The following is a 23667-nucleotide window of genomic DNA, read 5'->3' on the forward strand; positions in this document are numbered from 1 at the left end:
GCTTTGGGGAGGCGGTTGACTGGGCGTTTTTGCGCGGTTGGGCGGCGCTGGCTTTCAAAAAGGTAAAATCTATCCCTTCCGCTTGCGATTTTCTTGCTTTGGCATGGATCGTGATTGGTTGATAGGTCCGTCATACACTGGATATGTCCAATCCGATAGAAAGCAGACACATTCGTAAAGCTTACCTGACTTCCCTGAGGGGAGGGGTGGTAGAGCTCAACAAGGATTGGCGAGCGTCGCGCTTGCCTCCTATCCGGCTGGAGGGGCGCCGGCATGGTCATCTGACGCTGCACAGTCTGCCGGCTGAGGAGTTCGCGGAACAGAGCGGGTACTACGTGGATGATGACGGAAAGGTCGTCTTTGTCTTTTATCCGTCCCGGTATTCGAAAATCGAGTACAAGGGCGTTTCCGTTTTTGTCGCCGGAGGTTTCAACGGGTGGCAGAATGCGATCGGAGATAGCGAGTGGGAGCTGAAGCCTGAAAAGGTTTGCGGGCGTCGTGCTTTGGTTTTGCGGAAGGAGATGGAGGTCCTCAAGTGCGAGGGCGGCTGCCAGTTCAAGTTCGCCACGGATCAGCATCATTGGTTTTTGCCCGACATGACGGCTCCGAACTTGGTGGAGGACGGGATGGGGAACTGGAACTATGTTTACCGTCCGAAGTGGACGGGGCGGCATCGGCTGGGATTTACCTTGGAGAAGCCGATCGAGTTTTCTGAGACCAACGTGTTGTTGTACCGTACGCGTAAGGGAACGGAGCGGACCGAGCTTTCATTAGGCACCTTCTTCTTGAGTCTCAAATCGGAGAAGGAGCTGGGGGCTATTGTTGATGGCGATTCGGTGACCTTCCGAGTGTTCGCGCCAAGGGCGAAGTGGGTAAAGGTTGGCTACTTCCGCGATATTTCGGCTCCGGAGGAGGCGAGTTGGCTGCTGATGAAGCGAGGCGAGGATTTTGTTTGGGAAGCGACCGTGGAGGAGAATCTAACGGGATGCTTCTATTGGTACCGCGTGGAAGGTCCGGACGATGAGAACAGCTTGTTCGACTCGAGTTTCAAGGTGCTTGATCCGTATGCGAAGGCGGCGGTGGAGCACGAGGGGCCTGGGATCATCGTGGATGATTCGAGTTTTGAGCCTTTGGTCCATTCGTTTGTATCTCCGCAATGGCAGAATCTGGTGGTGCTGGAAGGGCATGTGCGGGACTTCGTGGAAAAGGCGCCGGGAGTCGAGCGTGTTGAGGATCGCCCGCTTGGGTTTGCAGATTTGGCGAAGTACGCGAAGCGGGATGATTTTTATCCGAAGAAGCTTGGGGTAAACGCGATCGAGCTGCAGCCGATCCAAGAGAACGATAGCCGGACCTATGGTGAGTATCATTGGGGGTATATGACGGCGAACTACTTCGCTCCACATTCTGGATACGGGTCCGATCCTGTCGCAGGATCGCAAGTGGAGGAATTTCGCGATTTGGTAAAGACGTTGCACGAGGAGGGGTTCGCTGTTATTTTAGACGTTGTCTATAACCACGTGGGCGAGCCTGCTCACCTGATGTACCTCGACAAGCTTTACTACTTCCACACCTCGGCGGATGGAACGCTTTCGAACTGGAGCGGGTGTGGAAATGATTTGAGGTCGGAGGCTCCGATGGCGAAGCGTTTAATCATCGATAGCTTGAAGCATTTGGTGGAGTTCTACGGTGTGGATGGCTTCCGCTTCGATCTTGCTGATTTGGTAGGTAAACCGGTGCTGAAGGAGGTCGAGAGGGAATTGAAAAAGATCCGGCCAGATCTGATCTTGATCGCGGAACCTTGGAGCTTTCGAGGGCATATCGGGCCTGAGTTGCGTGATACCGGGTATGCGTCTTGGAATGATGGATACCGGGAGTGGCTCAAGGACTATGTTCGAGGAGAGCGAGGGCTGGACTCCTGCAAGTATTTTATGAAGGGGTCGGTGGGGCACTACGCGACTTGGCCAGCTCAGACGGTGAACTACGTCGAGTCTCATGATGACCGAGTGTGGATTGACGATATCACTGAAAACGCGAATTTCGACGGGACCTATCCGAATCGCCGCGACGTGGCTCGGACTCGGATGATGGCTGCTATGTTGATGATGTCGATCGGGATGCCGATGTTGCACTCGGGTATGGACTTCTTGGGTACGAAGAATGGTGTCCGCAACACCTATCAGGATGGGGCTCGCAACGCGTTGGACTACCGCCGAGCTCTCGATTACTCGGCGTGCTCGAAGTATTTTTCCGATTGGGTGAAATTTCGACTTTCAGAGAAGGGGAGCCTATTGCGTCACTTCAATCGGGCGAGTGAAGGTTTCTTCGAGTTTTTACCAGCTGAGAGCGGCAACGCCTTTGCTTGCGTCTACAATGCTTCGGGCGAGTGGGGAAGCCGGCGATTCTTGTTTGGAGCGAATCCTGGCTTGGCAGGTGTCGAGATTCCGTTGGGGGATTGGGCCGACAAACCGTGGCGTCAAATCGCCGACCATGAACGCTTCCATGATCCAGAAGATGCGACCTGGGCTAATCGGCCGGATAAGCACCTCTTTTTGCCACGTTTGGCCTGTGGGCTTTGGGAGCTCGGATGAGCGAAATTTGTCAATTAGAACGAATAAAAATCAATTACTATAACTTCTTGATTTTCTTATGAGCCTTGCATGTACTCCCCGCTTCGCGTGGCTTTTTGGCCCCGCGGAAATCACTATAGACGTCAATATCGCAACACATAGATCACCATGGCTGTAAAAGTAGCTATCAATGGTTTCGGCCGCATCGGCCGCCTCGTATTCCGCGCGCTCGTGGACCAAGGCCTCCTCGGCACTGAAGTAGACGTAGTCGCTGTTAACGACCTCGTTCCAGCGTCCAACCTCGCGTACCTCCTCAAGTACGACTCCACACAGGGTCGTTTCAACGGCACAGTTGAAGCAGAAGGTGAAGACACTCTCGTGGTTAACGGCCACAAGATCAAGTGCTTGGCTCTCCGCGAAATCCCAGCTAACCTCCCTTGGGCAGAGAACAACATCGACATCGTTATCGAGTCTACAGGTCTCTGGGTACAAGACGAGAAGGCTCAAGGCCACATCGACGCTGGCGCTAAGAAGGTTATCATCTCCGCTCCAGGTAAGGGTGCAGTTAAGACCGTTGTTCTCGGTGTTAACGACGACACTCTCACTGCAGAAGACACGTTGATCTCCAACGCTTCTTGCACAACAAACTGCTTGGCTCCAATCACTAAGGTTGTTCTCGACAACTTCGGCATCGAAGAAGGTCTCATGACAACTGTTCACAGCTACACTGCTACGCAGAAGACTGTTGATGGCCCATCTCCTAAGGACATGAAGGGTGGCCGCGCTGCAGCGATGAACATCATCCCATCCACTACTGGTGCTGCGAAGGCTGTTGGCCTCGTTCTTCCAGAAGTTGCTGGCAAGCTCACTGGCATGGCGTTCCGCGTTCCAACTCCAACCGTTTCTGCGGTAGACCTCACTGTTAAGACAGTTAAGTCCACTTCTTACGAAGAAATCTGTGAGAAGATGAAGGAAGCTGCTGCTGAAGGTCCACTCAAGGGTATCCTCGAGTACACCGAAGACGAAGTTGCTTCTTCTGACTTCATCCACTGCCCAGCGTCTTCTATCTTCGACGCAGGTTCTGGCATGGGTCTGAACGACAAGTTCTTCAAGCTCGTCAGCTGGTACGACAATGAGTGGGGTTACTCCAACCGTGTCGTAGACCTTCTCAAGAAGGTTACTGCTCTTTAATAGAGCACCATAAGCTTATGACTTTACAGGTCCTTTGTCCCAAGCACTGGGCAAAGGACCTTTTTTTTACCGGAGTACGCCTAAGAAATTCATTCTTTCGGATACTCGCGGTGTTTGAGCTAGAAACTCGTTTCCTCATTTCGAAATACCTTCCAGGTATTCCTCCAATCGAAAGCCGAATTTCTATTCTCAAACCTCGCTTCGTCTCCTCGGAAGCAATTTATTAGCCGACTCCCAAAGCGAGATTCATGATTGGCTCTCGTTTCTATTCAATATTCTAGGACGCCTTCGGAGAAGTCGTCCCACCTATCTTTTAGAAAAGACTATGGCCACAAAGACCATCGAAGACATCGACCTCAACGGTAAGAAGGCGCTCATCCGCGTCGATTTCAACGTGCCTCTCAAGGACGGCGAAGTTACCGACAAGACACGCATCCTCGGCGCATTGCCGACTATCAAGCACGTTGTTGCCAACGGCGGCACCGCAGTGCTCCTCAGCCACCTCGGTCGTCCGAAGGGTGAGGTAAACGCCAAGTTCTCCCTCGAGCCAGTTGCTAAGGCGCTCGCCGCGGAACTCGGTCAGCCAGTCGTATTCGTTCCAGAATCTCGCGGCGAAGTTGCCGAAAAGGCGGTTGCTGCTCTTGAGCCAGGTTCAGTGGCTCTCCTCGAAAACGTTCGTTTCCACCCAGGCGAAACTAAGAACGACGAGGATCTCTCCAAGGACTTCGCGAAGCTCGGCGACCTCTACATCAACGACGCATTCGGCACAGCTCACCGCGCTCACTCTTCTACTGCGGGCGTAGCGGCATTCCTCAAGCCAGCGGTTTGCGGTTTCCTCATCCAGAAGGAGCTCGAATTCCTCGGTGACAAGACTGCCAACGCTGAGCGTCCATTCACCGTTATCCTCGGTGGCGCTAAGGTTTCCGATAAGATCAAGGTCATCGACGCCCTCCTCGAAAAGGCGGACAACATCCTCATCGGTGGAGCGATGGCTTACACATTTGCTCTCGCAAACGGCAAGACAGTCGGCGATTCCCTCAAGGAAGACGACATGATCGAGACTGCGAAGGCGACTCAAGCCAAGGCAGCGGAGAAGGGCGTTAAGCTCCTCCTCCCAATCGACAACGTGACTGTTGATTCCTTCGATTTCGGAGCGATGCAGGCCGGCAACATTGGTGCTTCCGATGAAAACGGTAACATCCCAGATGGTTGGGAAGGCGTAGACATCGGTCCAAAGACAACCGAGCTCTACTGCAACGAAGTTGCTAACTCCAAGACTGTTCTCTGGAACGGCCCGATGGGTATCTTCGAAAGCGACGACTGCAACAAGGGTACTTTTGCAGTCGCCAAGGCAATCGCTGACAATCAGGACGCAACTACCATCATCGGTGGCGGCGACTCCGTAACTGCGATCAACCAATCCGGCTACGGCGACAAGGTTTCCTTCAAGTCAACTGGTGGTGGAGCTAGCCTCGAATTCCTCGAAGGCAAGGTCCTCCCAGGTGTTGACGCTCTCGACAAGAAGTAGTCGCTGAGCACTCCTCTATATAATACAGAACTCAAAAAATATTTAGATCATGTCCCGCAAATATCTCATCGCAGGTAACTGGAAAATGAACAAGACACCGGCCGACGGTGCGGAGCTCGCGAAGGAAGTCGCGGCATTCGTAACCAAGGACGAGTCTGTAGAAGTGGTTGTTTGCCCAACTGCTGTTGCTCTCGACGCTGTTTCTTCAGCTATCGAAGGCTCCGCAGTTAAGCTCGGCGCGCAAAACCTCTACCCGAAGGCGTCTGGCGCGTACACTGGTGAAATCTCTGCTGAGTTGATCCGTGCGGTATTTGGCAAGTACGTCATCCTCGGCCACAGCGAGCGTCGCGAATACTTCGGTGAGTCCGATGCATTCGTGAACGAAAAGGTGAAGTTCGCTCTCGAGAACGAGCTCAAGCCAATCCTCTGCATTGGTGAAACCCTTGAGCAGCGCGAAGCTGGTGAGACTCTCGACGTGAACAAGACTCAGCTGCTCGGCGGCCTCGAAGACGTATCCGCTGAGGATATGCCAAAGGTTGTTATCGCTTACGAACCAGTTTGGGCGATCGGTACCGGCAAGACAGCTACTCCAGAAATGGCTCAGGAAGTTCACGCGGCGATCCGCGCTGAGCTCGCTGGCAAGTACGGTGAAGCGGTTGCTGAGAAGGTTCGCATCCTCTACGGCGGTTCCATGAAGCCAGCCAACGCGGACGAGCTTCTCGCTCAGAAGGACATCGACGGCGGCCTCATCGGTGGCGCGGCTCTCGATAGCAAGTCTTTCTCCGACCTGATCGCATCTGCACGCAACGCAGACTAATCAGCCGTTTACCAAACGGAATTATTTGGTGGAAACGCCCTCGGCTACGGCTGAGGGCGTTTTTTTTGTGTGGGATCGTAAAATCTAATTGCTAGGGATAATTACGGTTTATACCTAGTTTGTTGTAACCCGTATATCATATGAAAATCCCTTGTTTTGTTCTATCTCTCTCCCTGTTTTTCCTCGTTGGCTGTGGATCAGTCTCCGAAATTCAAACCAATCAGGAGGAGGCTGAGAAGTCTCCCTTAGTTAGGTACTCGCGCATCGTGGTGCTCGATTTCAAAGATGCCACTAGCCCCGGCAAGAAGGATGAGGAGAAGCGTCGTATGCACCGTGACGCGGTGGCGACGGCGAATGGGGTGATCGCGGACAAGATCGCTTCAGAGTTGAGGGTGCTGAATCTCTTTGAGGATATCTCGCGTTCTAAGCTCGAAGGGGATTATTTGGAGATCTCAGGCGACATCACTCGCTATGTCGAAGGTAACGCTGCGGCTCGTTTTCTTGTGGGAATGGGTGCGGGCAGTTCGTATTTCGACGCGAACGTGTACTTTAAGGATGGAGCAAGCGGCGAAATGCTTGGCTCCGTCAAGATCGACAAGAATAGCTGGGGGCTTGGGGGCGGATTTGCTGCGGGCCAGACGGTGGAGCACTTCATGAACCAGGGTGCGAAGAAGATCGCGGCTCAGGTGAAGGAATCGGTGGATCGAGCCGACACGGTTGCGGCATTGGGCGAGTAGCTTGCTGCTGAGATTGTTTTTCAAACGCTTCTCGTTTTGGGGAGCGTTTTTTTGCGTTTGGCGCCGTGATGCGTGCTGGGGAGAAGGACGCAAAAATGCCCGTTGGGGACAACGGGCAGCTACTTTCGGGATCTATCCTTTGCGTCGGGTGCGCACTCGCGGCCAGCTGCGGAGGAGCTGATCTTTGATGACGGAGGCGGTGATCGGCTTTTCGAGGTAGCCGTTCATGCCGACGCGGCGGCATTTTTGGCGGGTTTCCTGAGAGACGTTGGCCGTGACGGCTATGATTTCAGTCTTTCGGGTGCTGCCGTTTTCCGCTTCGCGGATCGCCTGGGTGGTCTCGATGCCGTCCATTTCCGGCATGTCGAGATCCATGAAAATGTAGTCGTAGTCGCCGCTTTGGTACATCTGGTAGGCATCTTCGCCGTTTTCCGCTTCTACACAGTTGTAGCCAAGCTTTTGGAGGATGATGCGGATGATCTTGCGGTTAATCTCGTTGTCGTCGGCCACGAGGATTTTTAGCGGCCTGCGTTGGGCGAAGTCCCGATCCAAGACTTTCTTGGCGGGAGTGGGAGCGGGGACTGGTTCGCTTTCCAGAGTGAAGCGAGGCCCTTCTTGAGCCAGGGCTTCGAGCTGAGAGCTTGTGAATAGCGTTTCCTGTGTGCTGGTCGTCACAGGGTAACTACTCCAAAGTTCTAACTGTCCTGGGTGGTTGCGTTTGCGCATGTGGTGCTCTTGGGAGCGGGAATGTGTCAAAAATTCAAAAATTTGCAAGCTCTCTACTTAGGGGAGAGGCGGCAATTTGTTATGTTTCTCTAATCTTTTCTTTGATCCGCGTTTCAGGCTCTTTGTTTCCTTGGAATTTTTGTCCGCTTGTTTGGCAAGCAACGAGGCCGGAAATCGGGCAGAAAGGAGCGACAAAAAAATGTTCCGAAAAAATCTAAAACCGCGCTTGACTTGGGAAAGGTGAATCCTACTTTGGCGTCCTCATCAACACCACGGGGTAGTAGCTCAGTTGGTTAGAGCGCCTGCCTGTCACGCAGGAGGCCGCGGGTTCGAGTCCCGTCTATCCCGCCATTGTTGAAAAAACCGTCACTTTCGAGTGGCGGTTTTTTTGTGTTTGCAGAAGTGCCTCTCGGGACTCGATCCCGCGGTTTACCACCCGCCAGCAGGGGGCTCCGCGGGTGTTGGCACTGCGCTTTCGGCTTCGCCTGAACGAGTCCCTTCTATCCTGCCATTGCTGGCAAAAGACCGTCCTTTCACGAGGTCGGCTTTTTTGTAACCAAATTCTTAAGACGAGTGTGCGGAGCTGGCCGTTCGTTTTGTTGCGGGATAGGCGTTTGCCCGTCGGGTTGTCTTCTTAGGGTGGATACTCTTTATGTTTCGTCATTTGGGAGAGGCTGGCTAGGGTGAGTTGGCTCTTGTCGTGGGGCGTTTGTTGGTGGATAGTGGGGGACGATGCTCTTGTTTTTGTCTCGATTTCGGAATCCGATCTTTGCCCTGCTTGCGGTAATTGTCTTTGGATTCTTGTATTGGGGGGCGGTGGTTCGCGTTTTGGGGCCGTTCAAGGATTTGCAGCTCCCTTTGGAGGAGTATTTGGAGTTCGCAGCTGAGCCGGAAGCAGGAGTCGAGGGGCGAGGTATCGAGGGCTTGGAGTTTCGTCCGCTAGGGGATTGGAAAACGGTGGGGCGAGCGGAGGCATCTTCGGTGTATTGGTTTCGGTTGTCGCTAGATCGTTTGCCGGCAGGTTGGATTAAGGACAGCTGTCTGATCGAACTGGATGAAGGGCGTAGGGTTTGGACTGTTGATTCGCTGCGGTTGTATTTGAGCGGTGGCGAAGGGATGAGTTTGGTGAGCCAGACGGGGTATGCTGTGGAGCGGACTCAGAGGTCGTGGGAAGGTGGCGGGTTCGCCCTTCCGGTTTTGATCGAGCAGGCGGGAGGCGGCGCGCACTCCTTGTATATTCGGGCGGCGATTCGAGGGCGTTTTGATCCGAATTTCCGTTTTTGGTCGCGTTCGGAGCAACGGCAGGCGTTTCAGGCGCGACTCGACTCTTTCGCCTTGTTGAACTTGGGGGCGACTTTGAGCGTAGTGCTTTTTGTCGGGCTGATCGCGATCCGACTGAAGTCGCCACTTCTTGGATACTATTTGGGGTATCTTGGATTGGTGGCGTTTAATTTGATGAACAGCTGGCAGGTGCGTAGTGGCAATGGGCTGTTTTGGGAGGGAGCGGGCTTTGCTCGTTTTACCACGATTTCTTTGCTCGTTTTCGTGATCTCCTATGCGTTTCTCTTCGCTTTCACGAGAATCTTCCTTGGGGTGCGTCCTGGCGCTAAGGCGTCGAGGCTACTGAACGGGATGGCTTTGTTGAACTGGGCTTTTCTGGGATTGGCGTTTGGAGGGGATCGCGTTTTTGTGAGCGAGTGGGCGGCGTATCTGTTTGCCTCGCGGGAGACCTTGTTTGCGGCGTGCTTGATCGGCTTGGCGATTGTGTATTGGAAGCGAGGCCAGAAGGAGGCGGGGCTTTATGTGTTGTCGTTTTCGGTGACGCTTGCTTTGGGGTTGATGCAGAATCTGACTCGAGTCGGAATAGTCGAGGAGTGGGCGTATCCGTTTTCTGAACTGTCTCTGGCGAATACGGGAATTATTCTGGGAGCTTTCATCTTGGCGATCGCGGCGACAGATCGTTTGCGTCTGATTCAGGTTGAGCGGGATCGGGCGCGTGGGGAGGCCTTGGAGAATTTGCAGCGTTTGCATGCGATGGAGGAGTCGGCTCGGCATGAGCTTGAGTTGAAGGTGGAGCAGCGGACGCAGGAGTTGAGCGTGGAAGTGGAGCGGTCGCGCAATGCGGAGAAAGCGCTTGAGGTCGCTCTGGGGGATTCGGAGGAAGCGAATCGGGCCAAGAGCGCGTTTCTGGCTGCGATGAGCCATGAGCTGAGGACTCCATTGAATGCGATTCTTGGATACGCTCAGCTATTGGGGCGTCCGAGCTATTTGCAGAGCAAGGGTCCTAAGGCGGTCGAGACGATCAAGAGTAGCGGCGAGCATTTGCTGGAGTTGATCAACGATGTGTTGAACTTGTCGAAGCTGGAAGCTGGAAAGGTGAGCGCGGAACCGGCGAGCTTCGACCTGCTGGAGTTGTTGAGGGAATTGGTCGCGATGCTCAGGGTGAGCGCGGAGCAGAAGGGGGTCGTGCTGCGTTTGGAGGGAGAAGAGAAGGTGCCGCAGTTCTTGTTGGGAGACCGAAGGTTGCTGCGTCAGATATTGATCAACCTGTTGGGCAATGCGATTAAGTTTACGGATAGCGGAAGCGTTAGGCTGGTAGTGGAGTCGGAGGGCGAGGGAATCGTGTTTCGCATCGTGGATACGGGAGTGGGGATCGAAGCGGAGGCGTTGGAGGATATTTTCGAACCGTTTTCTCAGTCGGGCAGCGAACGGGAGAAAGCGAAAGGTACGGGGCTTGGCTTAGCGATCAGCCGTAAGCTTGCTCGTCAGATGGGGGGCGATATTTTGGTTGAGAGCGAGCTGGGGAAGGGGAGCGAGTTTCGCTTGATGCTTGTCTTGGCGAAGGCGAAGGAAGCGGATTTGGACAGCTCGTTGGAAGTGAAGGGTGAGGCTTACGAGCGTGTCGTTGGCTACAAAGGTGAACGCCGATGTGTTCTGGTGGTCGATGATGACGAATTGAATCGGTCGGTTTTGGGCGAGTTGTTGGAGGAGCTTTCGTTCGAGGCTATTTTTGCGAGCGATGGTCGGGAGGCTTTGGATACGCTAGCGGAACGGATGCCGAATCTGGTGATCATGGACCTAGAGATGCCGAGAATGAATGGTTTGGAGGCGACGCGCGAGATCCGGAATCGAAGGGAATGGGCGGACTTGCCTGTGGTAGCGTTGACGGCGAGCGTTCTGGAGGAAAGCCAGAGGAGTTGCTTGGAGGCCGGGTGTTCTGGCTTTTTCGTGAAGCCAGTGAAGCGAGGCGAGCTGTTGGCTGTATTGGAGCAGCAGTTGAAGCTGGAGTGGATCCGGTCGGAAGAAGACGGGGAGCACCCAGAGGGCGCGTCGCTTGTTTTTCCGCCGAGGGAAAGCCTGGAAGCTTTGCGTGTGGAAGCCAAGGCGGGGCATGTAAAGGGAGTGCGCACCTCGCTTGAGGCTCTGGGGAGTGGATACGAGCGTTTTCGCGAGGAGGTCGAGTCGCGGCTGGCCGAGTTTGACCTTGATGGAATTTTAGAGTTGGTTGAAGCAGGCTTGGATGAATTGAAATAGAATTATGGATACGTTTTCTCCTACGGGCACGATTATGATTGTAGACGATACGCCGGCTAATATTGGCGTACTGTTCGATAGCCTTTCAGAGCTTGGCTACAAGGTGCTGGTGGCTAAGGACGGCGAGAGCGGGTTGGAAAAGATCGGCCAGGAGTTTCCGGATCTCGTTCTCTTGGACGTCATGATGCCGGGAATGGATGGCTTCGAGGTGTGTGAGAAGCTGAAGGCGGATGAGTCTACCAAGGACATTCCGGTGATCTTCATGACGGCGTTGAGCGAGACCAAGGAGAAGGTGCGGGCTTTTGAGGCGGGGGCGGTCGACTATGTGACGAAGCCGTTTCAGACGGAGGAGGTAAATGCTCGAGTGTTGACTCATATCCGGATTCGCCAGTTGCAGGAGGATCTGGAGACGGAGGTTGAGTGCCGGCGTCGGGCGGAGGAGCAGCTCAAGGTGGTGAATGCCGAGCTAGAGGAGCGGGTGGCGGAGAGGACGACAGATCTCCGCGAGGCGTTGCAGCAGGTGGAGGCGTTGAAGGATCAGCTGGAGGGGCAGGTGGAGCATCTTCAGGAAGAGATCGAGCGGGAGCATAATTTCTCTGAGATTATTGGTAAAAGCCGGGCATTGATGGAGGTCTTGGAGAAGGTCGAGATGGTGGCGAAGACCGATGCTACTGTGTTGATCACGGGAGAGTCTGGTACCGGGAAGGAGCTGGTGGCTCGAGCGGTGCACGGGGCGAGCGATTTGAGCGCGGGGCCGCTGATCAAGGTCAACTGCGGGGCGATCGCTGCGAATCTGGTGGAGAGCGAATTGTTTGGGCACGAGAAGGGCTCGTTTACGGGGGCGTTGGCTCAGCGTAAGGGGAGATTCGAGCTTGCTGATGGCGGTACGCTGTTTCTGGACGAGATCGGCGAGCTGTCGCCGGAGGTGCAGGTGAAGCTCTTGCGAGTGTTGCAGGAGGGGGAGTTCGAGCGTCTTGGTGGGGCGGATACGATTAAGGTGAAGGTGCGGATTATTTGCGCGACTCACCGTGATTTGGCGAAGTTGGTGGAGAAGGGGGAATTTCGTGAGGACCTCTATTATCGACTCAATGTGTTCCCGATCGAGAATCCGCCGCTGCGTATGCGCAAAACGGATATTCCATTGCTGGCCGACTTTTTCCTGGATAAGTTCTCTCGGAAATTCGGAAAGAGCATCTCTGGTTTCGATGAGGCTGTCGCGAAGCGTTTGCTGGAGCATAGTTGGCCCGGGAACATTCGGGAGCTCCAGAACAGCATCGAGCGCGCTGTGATTCTGTGTAAGGGAGAGCTTATCGACTTCGGAAATTTCATTGATTCGAGAAGTCCGGACAAGGGAGGGGCTCCTCAGGGCTTGGACGAGCTGGATAAGTTTGAGCGGAAGATTTATCTGCGAGCGATGAAACAGGCGAACTGGAAGATCGGCGGTCCGGAGGGAGCGGCTGCTTTGTTGGATAGACCGGTGAGTACTGTGCGTGACCGGGTAAAGAAGCTGGGGTTGGAACCTGGCGACAGTGAGTGAGGATGTGTATCGGTTGCAGTGATACGGTATGCTCTCTTGCAAAAAAAAAACGCCCGCTCTTGTGGAGGGGCGTTGCTGTGCCTTAGCTTAAATCTTTAGAGTACGTACCCAGGTGTCGAAGAGGTCTTTGACGTATGGGTGGTCTTCGAAGCGGGCCATCGTTGTGGGCATCATGGAGCGATCTCTGAGCTTTTCGCTGCCTTCGGCGACTACGTTTCCGTCGAGGTCGAGTATTTGGTAGTCGAAGGCGAGACGGGCTGGGTAGATGCTCTTGACGATGCGAACGTCTTGGAGGTGCATTCTCCAGGGTTCGATTTCTCCTGCTAGGTCGATGTCGGTGACTCTGACGCTGGCGATGTATTGGTCTCCGAGCTTTTTGTCGAGTTTCCTGACCATGTACTTCTGGATGTCGTTGAGGACAATCTGCTGGTCTTTTTCGGAGTTGAAGTCGTCGCGTTTTATGTCGGTGAAGTCGTCCGGATTTTCGAAGTGGATGGTGACTGCCGCATTTGCGCTGAGTGTGAACGCGATGGCTGCGATGGTAGAGATGATGGCTGATTTGATTTTCATTTTTAGTATTGGGTATGGTTTTGGTTTTTTGTGTGTCTGTGTTATTGCATCGCGTGTGCCAAATGAATGAAGGGTTTTGTAAGTTTCAGATTATCAGTAGTATATTGTTTTCTGTTTGGTTGGGCTGTTTGCTGGGGTTGCGGGAATTCGTTTTTGATGCGGATCTTCGTTTCGGGGGTGTATGGTCCTCGGTTGAAGAGGGGAGTTGGTTTTTGGATACGAAAAAGCCCCGGCGGTTGGCCGGGGCTCGCTATACTGGATATTATCGTTATGAAGAAAGTGTGCGCTTAGCTAGCTGAGGCTTTCTTGACGCGTTCGAGGCCGTTGGCGAGGGAGCGTGCCCAAGTGTCGAAGAGGCTTCTTGCGTCGTTGATGTTGGTGAACTGTGTGCGCTCGTAGCCGCGTCCGAATCCGTCGCCGAAGTCGCGTTGGCGGTCTCCTGCTCTGGCGAGAAGTTCGCCGGTTTCGGAGTCGTAGAGTTCGATCATGAGCGTGGCGTCGCCTGCGTATTCAGCGTAAGTCTTGTGAGTCATGCCGGCGGTGCGGTCGACGTCTGGCGCATTGATTTCGAGATCTACGATGGCGGGACGGACGAGCAGTACATTGTCGCCAGGGGCGAATACGACTGGGTATCCTTTCTTCTCGAGTGACTTGGAGAATTGCTCGAGGAATAGTTCCTTGGCGTTTTCCTGGATGAACTCGATGTCGTCATCGGTGATCCGATTGATCATGCGGCCTGAGTTGATATCGCTTTGCCAGTGCTTCTGGAAGGTGATGGATGGCTCGAGGACGATGATCTCGTCGTAAGCGCTGAGGTCGACTCCTGGCTTGATGTAGGCGTAGTCTACGTTTTTGGCTTTCTTTATGAGGACCAGTCCGTCGGGTGTGGTTTCTGGTAGGTCATTTTTCTTAGCCTGTGCTTCGGTGGCGACGACAGCCGATGCCAAGATTGCGCAGGAGAGTGTGAGGTTTTGGATGAGCTTTTTCATGAGTTTTTTTGTGTTTTTTGGTGTATGTTTTTGTTGAATACTTGGTTTCTTTGTTAAACTTTCAATTTACGTACCCAGGTGTCGTAGAGGTCTTTTACGTATGGGTAATCTTCGAAGTTGTGGGTGATGCTGGTCATCACGTTGCGGTCTCGGAGGTTTTCTTCGCCTTGGGCGACTACGTTTCCGTCGAGGTCGAGGATTTGGTATTCGAAGGCGATGCTGGCTGGGTAGATGCTCTTGACGATGCGGACGTCTTGTAGGCGGCTTCTCCAGGGCTCGATTTCTCCGGCGAGGTCGACATCGGTGACGTTGACGCTGGCGATGTATTGGTCGCCGATCTTCTTATCGAGCTTTCGGGTCATGTACTTCTCGAGATCCTTGAGGACGATTTGCTGGTCTTTTTTGGAGTCGATGGAGTCGAGACTGATGTCTGAGAAGTTGTCTGGATTTTCGAAGTTGACGCTGACCGCTGCGTTGGCGCTGAGAGCGATTGAAAGCGCTGCGATGGTGGTGATAGCTGCTGTCTTGATTTTCATTTTCGAGTGTTGGTTTTAGGCTTTTGTTTTTATTCGTTTCGTTGAATGCCCTCCTATTTGCACGGTGCGTGCCAAGTTTGTTGGTGGATTTGTAAGTTATTGAATGATAGCTATATGTGGTTTTAGGAAGGTTTCCTGTTCTTGTTTTGGGGGACGAGATTTCGTGTTGGGAACGGATTTCCGTTTCGGGTGAAGGGCTGTCGTCCGGGCAGCTTCTGGCGCCGGAACTGGGCGGGGCTGAGAAATAGAAAGGGCCGCGCTGTTGTGCGCGGCCCTTTGTTTGTGATTTAGTCTAAAAGTGTGGTGTTAGATGACTCTATAGTGCACGTGCCCGTTGATGTTGACGGAGCGGTAGGTGATCGACCCGAAGTGGTAGTGGGTCGCGCCTCCGACGATGGTTGTTGTGTAACCGCTTGGCAGGTAGGTGACTGTGAGTCCGATTGGAGGTCGGCTTACGACGAATTCGTTGCCAACTTTGATGTAGTAGGAGCCGTAGTAGTGGTAGTAGCGGTGTCCGTGGAAAACGATGGTGGTGTGTCCGACGGGCAGGGTGTGGATGCGTGCTCCGAAGGGGGCTTTGACTACGACGAATCCGCTTGTGGCGGGAGCGTAGTAGACGCCTCCAAAATAGTATAGGTGACGCCCTCCGACGACGACCCGCTTGTGTCCGTGCGGGAGGACTCTGAGGTGATGTCCGTGACGGTGGTAGTGGTGTCCGTGGTGGATGTGGCGATCGATGCTACGACTGACCTGTCGATGGTCCTGGCGGTGGTCTTGACGGATGTCTTGACGATAGTCCTGCCTGTGATCTGCACGGCGTTCTTGCCTGTGCTCGTGGACTTGCTGTTGGTAGACGGGCGCGGCGCTTCGGTGGCTGCGGGCCTGTGAAAGGGTGGCGAAGCTCGTCAGCGCGACGAGCGTTAGGGTGGCGGTGCGAAGTGTTTGTTTCATTGGATTAGGGAGTTGGTTTTGTCAGGCGGGCGAGCCGGATGGATTTTAGATGCGGACGCTGAAGGTCGCTGAGGCGGGCATTGACCGAGTGCGTCGGGAAAGGCCTGACCTTAGTCGGCGTCTGAGGAGGAGTTTGCCGTAGCTAATTTCTTGCTCGTGGCGCACTTGATCGGGAGAGACGTGTGCTGCCTCTTTGTGGCTGTCGATAGGATCGATAGATGATGTAGATGAAGTGATAATGCTCATATTGAGTGTATGTTGATTGTTTTGAAAATTTGCTGTGCCTGACCTTATGCATGGCTCGTGCCAGCTATATGAGGAAAAGGTGTAAGTGATTGATAGATAGCATGAAGTGTCTTTTTGAGGAGGCTTGTGTTTCGTGGTTAAGTTCGGTTTCCCGTGCCGGGAAACGGGTTTCCGTTTTTTTGGACCCGGGAGAGGTGGTCGAAGAGAAAGCCCCGTCCGAAGGAATCGAACGGGGCCACTCATTTCCCTAGCTCCTTGAAGCTGCAGCCGTCTGGCTGGCTTCGTTATTCCACTGAAATTGAATGGGTGAGGGTGAACTCGAGGAGAGTTCCGGCTGGGATGGCTATGGGGGCGTCTTTGCGGGCGGAGGCGACTGCTCCGATGGCGGCTCCGTCTCTGGCTCCTTGGGAAGAATCGTCGTCGATGGCGGCTCCTAGAGCAGCTCCCGCGGCTGCTTTCTTGAGGAAGTCGGCGCCTTGTTTCGTGCCGGAGTTGCCGATTTGGTTGGTAAGGATGGGGATTCTTTTTCCGGCTACGACGACGTCGGTCAATTCGACCTCGAGGACGTTTTGACCGGAGAATCTGCGCGCTTTTTGGAGGTTGCTGACTCTTCCGTAGACTTGGCTGCCTGCGGGCAGAACGATTTGGCCGTTCATTTCGACGTTGGTTTCGAGAACCGCGGCGAAGCGTTTACCGGTTTGGTGTCGTTCGGTGGACAGGGCTTCGGCGGTTCGGATCAGAAGAGGCGTTCCGCTGGGAAGCTGCTGTTTGGAGAGTTCGGTGGTCACCGTCGTGCTCGGCTGGGCGGGACTTGGTTTAGATAGCGAGAGGCTCTCTACTTGATCGCTGCGGTATTGTTTGGGCTGAGTCTCGTTGTTTGCGGTGAAGCTGAAGTGCTGTTGATCGGCGTGTACGAAGGATCCTTGGATGCTTTCGCCTGAGTTGAGGGTCAGGGTGTCGCCGTAGGTCGCGAGCGTGCTTGTTGCTGCGAGAGCGAGAGTGGCTATGATGGATGATTTGATGGTTTTCATGATATTAGGTGTTAGAGTGAAACTGTCATGTAGAGGGTGGCGCCCGCTTGTGTGATCGGGTGGTAGACGGTTCGTCCGAGGCGGTAGTACTCGACTCCGTCCTGGTTGATGACGGTGTATCCGCTTGGGAGATACTTGACCGTGATTCCGATGGGGGCTTCGACTACTGCGTATCCAGAGTCGGGGACTTCTTGATAGAAAACGCCGTCGTTGTAGAAGTAGGTGGAGCCGCTGTACTCGATGCTTGAGAAGCCGTCCGGAAGTTGGGGAACGGTGCTGCCAACGGGTGGTTCGACGACTTTGTAGCCTCCTGCTTCTTCTGTATAGTAAACTCCGTTGGAGGTGTAGTAGATGGTGTCTTCAATGTAGACTGTTTCGCAGCCGAGGGGGAGGGTGACTACGACCAGACCGTGGAAGTGCCAACCCCAATGAACATGGTCCCAGTGTGTGGGCCAGTAGTGGTCGTGCCTGCGATCGTGTCGCCGGTCATGACGTCGCTTGTGGTTGTCCCATCGGTATTCAGGGATTCTGATTCTGTCGTGTCCCCACTCGGGGATGCGCATGCGTTCGGCTGAGAATCCTCCGTGTCTGGGGGCGTGTCCGAATCGTTTGGGCGAGGCTTCTGTCACGGGGGCGACAGAGCTCAGTAGCAGGGCGAGTGTGGCGATGTAGGCGATGTTTTTCACGGTTTGCTAGGGATCGGGTTAGTGAGTGCCTTCTTGTTTGCATCGCTTGCGCCAATGAGCTTGTGGTTCGTTTTAAGTTGTTGGTATCCAGTTGGAAATGGTTTTGGAGAGGGCTTTGTTGAATGGGGGTTGCGGTGGGAATCCGATTCTGGAACGGTATTTCGTTTGTGGGGCGTTGCTCTTTGGGGCGAATAAGGTAAGGCTTAGTGGAATTGGTAGAAGAATTGGTAGAATGGCTATGAAGTGTATTGGCATTTTGGCGACGGTGATGCTTGGGCTTGCCTTGACGGTGGATGGTCTGGGGCGAGATTTGAGCGGATTGTTCGAGGAGGTGAAGGGGCAGGTGGTCACGATTTATACGAACAAGTCGAATGCGGACTCTTTGGGGTCTGAGGGCGAGCAGGGGACCGGCGTTATCATCAGCGCGGAGGGGAAGGTCATCACGGCGGCCCATGTGGTGCACTCGGCGGACGTAGTGATTGTCGAATACGTGGATGGTCGGCGGGTACGGGCTGAGGTGCTTACGACTGCTCCGTGGGCGGACGTCGCCGCGTTGCAGCTAACGGAGCGTCCTCCGCCTGAGTACGTGGCGACGCTTGGGGTGAGTCAGGAGATGAAGATTGGCGAGGAGCTCTTTGTGGTGGGGACTCCTTTGGGGCTGGGGCATTCTTTGTCGTTCGGGCATTTGAGCGGTCGGCGAAAGAACAGCGAGGATTTCATGGTGAAGGCGGAGCTGCTGCAGACGGACGCTTCGATCAATCCGGGGAACTCGGGCGGCCCGATGTACAATATGGAGGGGGAGGTGGTAGGCGTGGTGAGCCATATTCTCTCGAATTCCGGAGGCTTTGAGGGGGTGGGCTTCGCGGTATCGATCGACGTGGCTAAGGAGCTATTGCTGGAGCGCTCGGCTTTTTGGTCGGGAATGGAGTACAAGGTGCTCTACGGGGAGGCGCCCAAGGTTTTGAATATCGATCGGGATTTCGCGTTTATCGTGGAATCGGTGGCGAGGGGGTCGTTTGGGGAGCGGCTCGGGCTTAAAGGAGGGCGTATTCCCGTTTCGATAAACGGGACCGAGTTTATGGGAGGAGGGGACGTGCTGCTTTCGGTGCAAGGGGTCCCGATTGACAGTGTTGAGCAGGCGCTGAAGCTGAGGGGGATCGTGCGGGATGTGAACCCTGATGAGGTGCTGAAGGTGGTCGTGATGCGCAAAGGCAAGCTGATCGAGCTGGAAGCGCCTCGCTCCTTGAAATAGATGCCTATCCTACATTGACAAGGAACTGAACTGGTAGGACGATGTCGCGAAGAATTTAACCCTACAAATACTTAATGATGAGCAAGAAACTCTTATTGATCGGAACCGTTGCACTCAGCCTTTCTGGCCTTTTCGCGAGCCACAGCTTCGCTGGCGATAAGCAATCCGCTGGCAAAGCCTACATCGTTTGGGGCGAGTGGCATCGTAACTCGATCGACTTTTACATCAACAAGCTCAACAAGCACACTTCTTTGAGTGCCAAGCAGGAGAAGGCGATCCGCAAGCTATTGGACGAGGAAGCGGACCAGATCGTTGAGTTGCAGGCGGCAAACGTAGGCGACCTTAGCGCTATGTTGGCGGGTAGTATCGAGATTGGCTTCAAGACTCACGACGAGTTGGCGAAGATCTTCAACGAGGATCAGCAATTCCTTATCCCGATGATCGAGAGCGCTCGTAAGGAGAGCTTGAAGGAGCGCGTTTCGATGCACGTTGAAACGCTATGGTACCACCAGGAGAACGCTAACTAGCGGTTAGCTCGATCGTTCCTCTTTTATTTTTCGGCGCTTCGGAAACGGAGCGCCGTTTTTTTTGTGTGGGGAGGGGCGGATGGGGGGAGGGATCAGAACATGTGGGACCAGGCGATGATGAAGGAGTCGAGGGTGGAGCCGAGGTTGTTTTTCGCGTTGGTTCTGATGTAGGCCATCTTCATGTTTTGAGAACGGGTCAAGGGGAGCCCGAGGGTGAAGGCTTGGAGTACGCTCTCTCGACGATCGTTTTTGCTGACGCCGTTCACCTCAGATTTTCCTCCGTTTCCGTAGCCCATGCTGATGGCGGCCCAGAGGCCGGGTTTGAAGACTTTTATGAGATGAGTTTGGGCGGCGTACAAAGGGTCTTGGGAGCGGGTGCCGCCGTTAAAGAAGTCGTCGTTGTCGGAGTGGATGAAGGTGGATCCGGTCAGTTCGAAGGACCAGTCGCCCCGCGTGTGGACGACGCCGACCTGCGGTCGAAGGGTGTAGCGGTTTTGCCCGAGGTTTAGCAGCTTGTCGCTTTGGTACTCGCCCCAGGGGAGGGTGAGGGAGAGGGCTGCTCCGGCCACGGTTTTACTTTTTCCGGCGTTTTTCCGATTCTGTTCAATGAATTCCTTGAGTCGTCGAGCGGGGCTCCCGAGGAAGTTGAAGGAGAATCTGACGATGGGATCGCCGAGGCCGCTGCGTTTTACGGTTTGTGGCCTGCCGTCGATGAGACCGTCCCAGCGAGCGTTCAATTGAGGGATGAGCACGTCGAGACGGGCAGTCCTGCGGGCGAGAGCGATGGGTTTGACGAAGGAGAAGGCTACGGAGTCTACGGAGGTTTTGGCATTCTCGACGTTCAGCACCGGATCGAATGTCGTGTCTCCGCTGGCTGAACCGTATCCAAAACCTACTACGTTGGTGCCGACCGGGAGTGGAGTCCACCGACGTGGTTCGATATCCTGCGATAGGCAGGGCGAGGCGAGGGCTATGGCGAGTAGGATTGCAAGAAGGTTTGGTTTCATAAGGGCGGTGAGCGCTGAGTGAGCCAGATCTCTGAAACTAGGAGAATTCGCGGCTAGGTAAAGTCTAGGGTTTTGAGCATGGATTTTCGGAGCTTAAGCCCGAAACAGGAACTTTGTGGCGGTTTTTTCGAATTGAGGGCCTCTTTTGCTGATGTTTTGCGCCATTCGTGTGTCATGGTATCCATCAGAATCTTACGAAAGTTACGTGCAGGTTACGCGTGTTTGGGGTTAGTGACGCGGGGGTGACAAGATGGTTACGGGGGTGGTTTCCCGTTGAGGTTTGAAGGGGCTTATAAGTTTTTCAGGTCCTCTAATTCATAAACCGCTATGGTAAACACTACCCGTAATACAAAGTCCTATTGGGGCCTCGCCAAACTGTCGATAGTTGCTGTCGCGGTTGCCCTTTTTGCAGCTCATGCATCCGCTCAGGATGCTAATGGCATAATCTCAGGGTCCGTCGTGGATGCTGAATTTGGTGGAGGTGTATCTGATGTGCGTATCACGCTTGTCGGTACGGAAATCTCTGCTGTCACTGATAAGGATGGTCGCTTTTTGATGGGAGATGTTCCGGAAGGTGAATACACGCTACATGCATCTGCTATGTTTTATAAGCTTTCTCGTATCGAAGAGCTTGAGGTTGAGGCAGGCAATATTGCACGAGTCGATGTTCCAATTTATGGAGACAACTCTGATATCGTCGAGTTGGATGGATTTACTGTTAAGGCAAAGATTTTGCAGGGGTCCAATCTGGCTCTTCTTTCTGAGCGTCAGCAGTCATCTTCGATTAGTGATGCGATCGGCGCTGAGACTTTTAGCCGCCTAGGGATCGGCGATGCCGCTGGTGCTCTTGGCAAGGTGCCGGGCGTCTCTATCAGTGATGGCAAGTACATGGTCGCTCGTGGTCTATCCGATCGCTATAACAATACGACGATGAACGGAGCGACGGTTCCGAGCTCCGACCCTGACAAGCGTGCGGTGCAGCTTGACCAGTTTCCATCCAGTATCATCGAGTCGATTTCTACGGTTAAGACTTTTACTCCCGACAAAGCGGGTAGCTTCACGGGGGCCTATGTAGACATCAAAACGAAGTCGGTACCTGATGCTTTCTTCCTCACCCTGAGCGCGGGCGTTAGCTATAACGAGAACGCGAACTTGAGCGATATTTTGCTGAACTCGGGAGCGAGTGGTGATTGGAAGGGCAAAGACGATGGTTCGCGTGCCGTTCCGGAAATCGCGTCGCGTTTGGATGAGATTGAAGGATCTATTCGATTCCTGGAGCCAGAAGATGCGGCTCTGCTCTCTGACATTTCTAGCTCCTTCTCTCCAGATATGGAACCTGAGACGAAGAGCGCTCCGTTGAGTCATGGTGTATCGCTCTCTTTCGGAAACCGCTTTGAATTGGGCAAGGGGAACGACCCTGCGACTTTGGGCGTTGTCGGGAGCATCTCCAACAAGCGTGGGTTCTCATATTACGACGATGGCGTCGTAGGTCGCTACGAGTTTAATCCCGATGGGTTTGTGGGAGACGCATCCTTCACAGAGGAGAAGGGTGTTGAGTCGAACGAGTGGGGGGCGATTCTTAATGTCGCACTGCGTCCCAACGCGAATCACGAGATTGGCATAAACAGTTCCTACAGCCGATCAGGCGAAGACGAAGCGATCTCGCGTTTCGGTTCACGTCAGGCGAGTGGTTCTGCTCTATTTCGGGTAAAGAACCTGCATTACACAGAGCGTACGCTTTCTGTGGTTCAGCTCTACGGAGAGCACAAGTTCGAATCGCTAAAGGGCGCTCGTGTAGAGTGGTTCCATTCCGAGTCTACTAGCACTCAAGATGAGCCTGACTTTAGGCTCTTCTACGATGAGATCCCAAAGGAGGGGTTGCCGGTTTATAAGGGTAACTTCCCTGCTCCTCGTCGCTACTGGCGCGATCTGGAGGAGGATACGGCTGACTCGAAGATTGATTTCATTCTCCCTATTGGCCGGAATTCTAACGAGATAAAGTTTGGTCTCCAGAAAACGGAGACGGAGCGTGAGTTTGAGGAGTCTGTATTCAATTATGATGACAACGCACGAGGGTTTTCGGCTGATTACGTGTACGACGGAAACATCTCTGAATTCCTGTCGGACGATGTTATTGGTCTAAATCCTGAAACGGGAGCTGTTCAGCGTTACATCGAAGTTTCATCGAGCGCGGTTCCTGAGTATAGCGGTGAGCAAACGATTGATTCCTACTATTTCATGGGTGACTTCCGCCTGGCGGAGAAGTGGCGTCTCATCGCTGGCGCTCGTAACGAGAACACAGAACTGGCAGTTCAGAGTGTCAGCGCTAACGGAACTCCCAATGAAAACGATGGCTCGATCGATGACGATCTTTGGCTACCTGCCCTAAACGTCGTCTATGAGTTGAATAGTGATTCGAATTTGCGCTTTGCCGCGACAAAGACGCTTGCTCGTCCAAATTTCCGTGAGCTTTCTCCATTCGGTTCCTTCGACAACATCGGTGGCGAAACCTTTGTGGGTAATCCGGATTTGATGATCTCCGAGATCGAGAATTTCGACCTGCGTTGGGATTTGTTTGGAGAGGGTGACAACGTGGTCGCCGTGACAGCGTTCATGAAGGATATTTCCAATCCGATCGAGTTGAACTTTGTGGATGGTGAATTGACGTATGTAAACGTGGATACGGCTGACGTTCACGGCCTTGAGTTTGAGGCTCGCAAGTCTTTTGACTTCTTTGGTGGCGATACGAGCGTGTTCACATTTGGTGGCAACGTATCGTACGTGAAATCTGAGGTGGCGCGCTCTGCAGATGAGATTTCACAAAAGGAAGCGGGAGGAGTCGTTGTCGATCCAGTGAGAGAGCTGCAAGGACAGTCCGAATTTGTCGGCAATATTGATGCCAGCTACCAGCACTTTAAGAAGGGAACTACAATGAGTCTCGCGTATAACTATACTGGTGAGCGTCTTTACTCTGTATCCCTTGGAGCACTACCCGATGTGTATGAAGAGCCTTCCGGTCAGTTAGACTTTATTTTGTCTCAAAGACTGGGCGACAAGCTCTCTATGAAATTTGCCCTGAAGAACCTCTTGGATGACAGCTCTAAAAAGTTCCTCTCCTACGAGGGAGACGAAGTCATCTATTTTGAATACAAAAAGGGCATAACCACCTCGCTGAGCTTTTCGTATAAATTCTACTAGTCCTGTTGGCTCAGTATAGTAGCTAAAAACCTAAATA

19 protein-coding genes and 1 tRNA gene are annotated in these 23667 nt (G+C 53.7%); 11 read left to right on the forward strand and 9 right to left on the reverse strand.

All coding sequences use genetic code 11. From position 1 onward, the window contains the following. The first annotated feature begins 143 nt into the window (after positions 1-143). From JIN87_RS08030 to JIN87_RS08050, 5 genes are all read left to right on the forward strand, one after another. Positions 144-2588 (forward strand): alpha-amylase family glycosyl hydrolase, encoded by a 2445-nt coding sequence (locus JIN87_RS08030; protein WP_200355026.1) that lies wholly within the window; start codon positions 144-146, stop codon positions 2586-2588. A 147-nt stretch (positions 2589-2735) separates the two neighbouring features. Then, on the forward strand, positions 2736-3758 hold the full coding sequence (gene gap / locus JIN87_RS08035; protein ID WP_200355027.1) for a type I glyceraldehyde-3-phosphate dehydrogenase: 1023 nt from the start codon (positions 2736-2738) through the stop codon (positions 3756-3758). A 325-nt stretch (positions 3759-4083) separates the two neighbouring features. Beyond that, the gene (locus tag JIN87_RS08040) at positions 4084-5286 is read left to right on the forward strand and encodes a phosphoglycerate kinase (RefSeq protein ID WP_200355028.1); all 1203 of its coding nucleotides are present in this window, start codon (positions 4084-4086) and stop codon (positions 5284-5286) included. Positions 5287-5335: 49 nt separating this feature from the next. After that, positions 5336-6103 (forward strand): triose-phosphate isomerase, encoded by a 768-nt coding sequence (gene tpiA, locus JIN87_RS08045; RefSeq protein ID WP_200355029.1) that lies wholly within the window; start codon positions 5336-5338, stop codon positions 6101-6103. A gap of 140 nt (positions 6104-6243) precedes the next feature. Then, positions 6244-6840: a DUF4410 domain-containing protein gene (locus JIN87_RS08050; protein WP_200355030.1), complete on the forward strand. Its 597-nt coding sequence runs from the start codon at positions 6244-6246 to the stop codon at positions 6838-6840. Between the two features lie 132 nt (positions 6841-6972). Here JIN87_RS08050 and JIN87_RS08055 read toward each other — a convergent pair whose 3' ends face one another. Next, a complete protein-coding gene (locus JIN87_RS08055; protein ID WP_200355031.1) occupies positions 6973-7515 on the reverse strand; it encodes a response regulator in 543 nt (180 codons plus the stop codon). Between the two features lie 325 nt (positions 7516-7840). Between JIN87_RS08055 and JIN87_RS08060 the strand changes: the two genes are divergently transcribed. The 3 genes from JIN87_RS08060 to JIN87_RS08070 all read left to right on the forward strand — a co-directional run bounded on the left by JIN87_RS08060 (position 7841) and on the right by JIN87_RS08070 (position 12637). Further along, positions 7841-7917, forward strand: a tRNA-Asp gene (locus JIN87_RS08060). Positions 7918-8298: 381 nt separating this feature from the next. After that, positions 8299-11100: an ATP-binding protein gene (locus JIN87_RS08065; protein WP_200355032.1), complete on the forward strand. Its 2802-nt coding sequence runs from the start codon at positions 8299-8301 to the stop codon at positions 11098-11100. Positions 11101-11104: 4 nt separating this feature from the next. Beyond that, positions 11105-12637 (forward strand): sigma-54-dependent transcriptional regulator, encoded by a 1533-nt coding sequence (locus JIN87_RS08070; protein ID WP_200355033.1) that lies wholly within the window; start codon positions 11105-11107, stop codon positions 12635-12637. An 87-nt stretch (positions 12638-12724) separates the two neighbouring features. On the opposite strand, the gene JIN87_RS08075 is transcribed toward JIN87_RS08070, so the two are convergent. From JIN87_RS08075 to JIN87_RS08105, 7 genes are all read right to left on the reverse strand, one after another. After that, the gene (locus JIN87_RS08075) at positions 12725-13207 is read right to left on the reverse strand and encodes a DUF3016 domain-containing protein (RefSeq protein ID WP_200355034.1); all 483 of its coding nucleotides are present in this window, start codon (positions 13205-13207) and stop codon (positions 12725-12727) included. Between the two features lie 287 nt (positions 13208-13494). After that, a complete protein-coding gene (locus JIN87_RS08080; protein ID WP_200355035.1) occupies positions 13495-14196 on the reverse strand; it encodes a DUF3313 family protein in 702 nt (233 codons plus the stop codon). 53 nt (positions 14197-14249) lie between these two features. Next, a complete protein-coding gene (locus tag JIN87_RS08085; protein WP_200355036.1) occupies positions 14250-14732 on the reverse strand; it encodes a DUF3016 domain-containing protein in 483 nt (160 codons plus the stop codon). Between the two features lie 306 nt (positions 14733-15038). Next, positions 15039-15683 (reverse strand): DUF6515 family protein, encoded by a 645-nt coding sequence (locus JIN87_RS08090; protein ID WP_200355037.1) that lies wholly within the window; start codon positions 15681-15683, stop codon positions 15039-15041. 45 nt (positions 15684-15728) lie between these two features. Beyond that, on the reverse strand, positions 15729-15929 hold the full coding sequence (locus JIN87_RS08095) for a hypothetical protein (protein ID WP_200355038.1): 201 nt from the start codon (positions 15927-15929) through the stop codon (positions 15729-15731). A 284-nt stretch (positions 15930-16213) separates the two neighbouring features. After that, positions 16214-16960 (reverse strand): hypothetical protein, encoded by a 747-nt coding sequence (locus JIN87_RS08100; protein ID WP_200355039.1) that lies wholly within the window; start codon positions 16958-16960, stop codon positions 16214-16216. An 11-nt stretch (positions 16961-16971) separates the two neighbouring features. Next, positions 16972-17646 (reverse strand): DUF6515 family protein, encoded by a 675-nt coding sequence (locus JIN87_RS08105; RefSeq protein WP_200355040.1) that lies wholly within the window; start codon positions 17644-17646, stop codon positions 16972-16974. Positions 17647-17878: 232 nt separating this feature from the next. Between JIN87_RS08105 and JIN87_RS08110 the strand changes: the two genes are divergently transcribed. Both JIN87_RS08110 and JIN87_RS08115 read left to right on the forward strand, forming a co-directional pair. After that, entirely contained in the window at positions 17879-18898 is a 1020-nt protein-coding gene (locus JIN87_RS08110; RefSeq protein ID WP_200355041.1) for a S1C family serine protease, read from the forward strand. A 77-nt stretch (positions 18899-18975) separates the two neighbouring features. Then, positions 18976-19425 (forward strand): hypothetical protein, encoded by a 450-nt coding sequence (locus JIN87_RS08115; RefSeq protein WP_200355042.1) that lies wholly within the window; start codon positions 18976-18978, stop codon positions 19423-19425. 92 nt (positions 19426-19517) lie between these two features. Here the strand turns inward: JIN87_RS08115 and JIN87_RS08120 are convergent, their stop codons facing one another. Continuing rightward, on the reverse strand, positions 19518-20432 hold the full coding sequence (locus tag JIN87_RS08120) for a transporter (RefSeq protein WP_200355043.1): 915 nt from the start codon (positions 20430-20432) through the stop codon (positions 19518-19520). Between the two features lie 327 nt (positions 20433-20759). Between JIN87_RS08120 and JIN87_RS08125 the strand changes: the two genes are divergently transcribed. Continuing rightward, complete coding sequence (locus JIN87_RS08125; RefSeq protein ID WP_200355044.1) at positions 20760-23630, forward strand: TonB-dependent receptor; 2871 nt, start codon at positions 20760-20762, stop codon at positions 23628-23630. The last annotated feature ends 37 nt before the right edge of the window (positions 23631-23667 follow it).

Source organism: Pelagicoccus mobilis (assembly GCF_016595505.1).
In the GTDB taxonomy this organism is placed as follows: domain Bacteria; phylum Verrucomicrobiota; class Verrucomicrobiia; order Opitutales; family Opitutaceae; genus Pelagicoccus; species Pelagicoccus mobilis.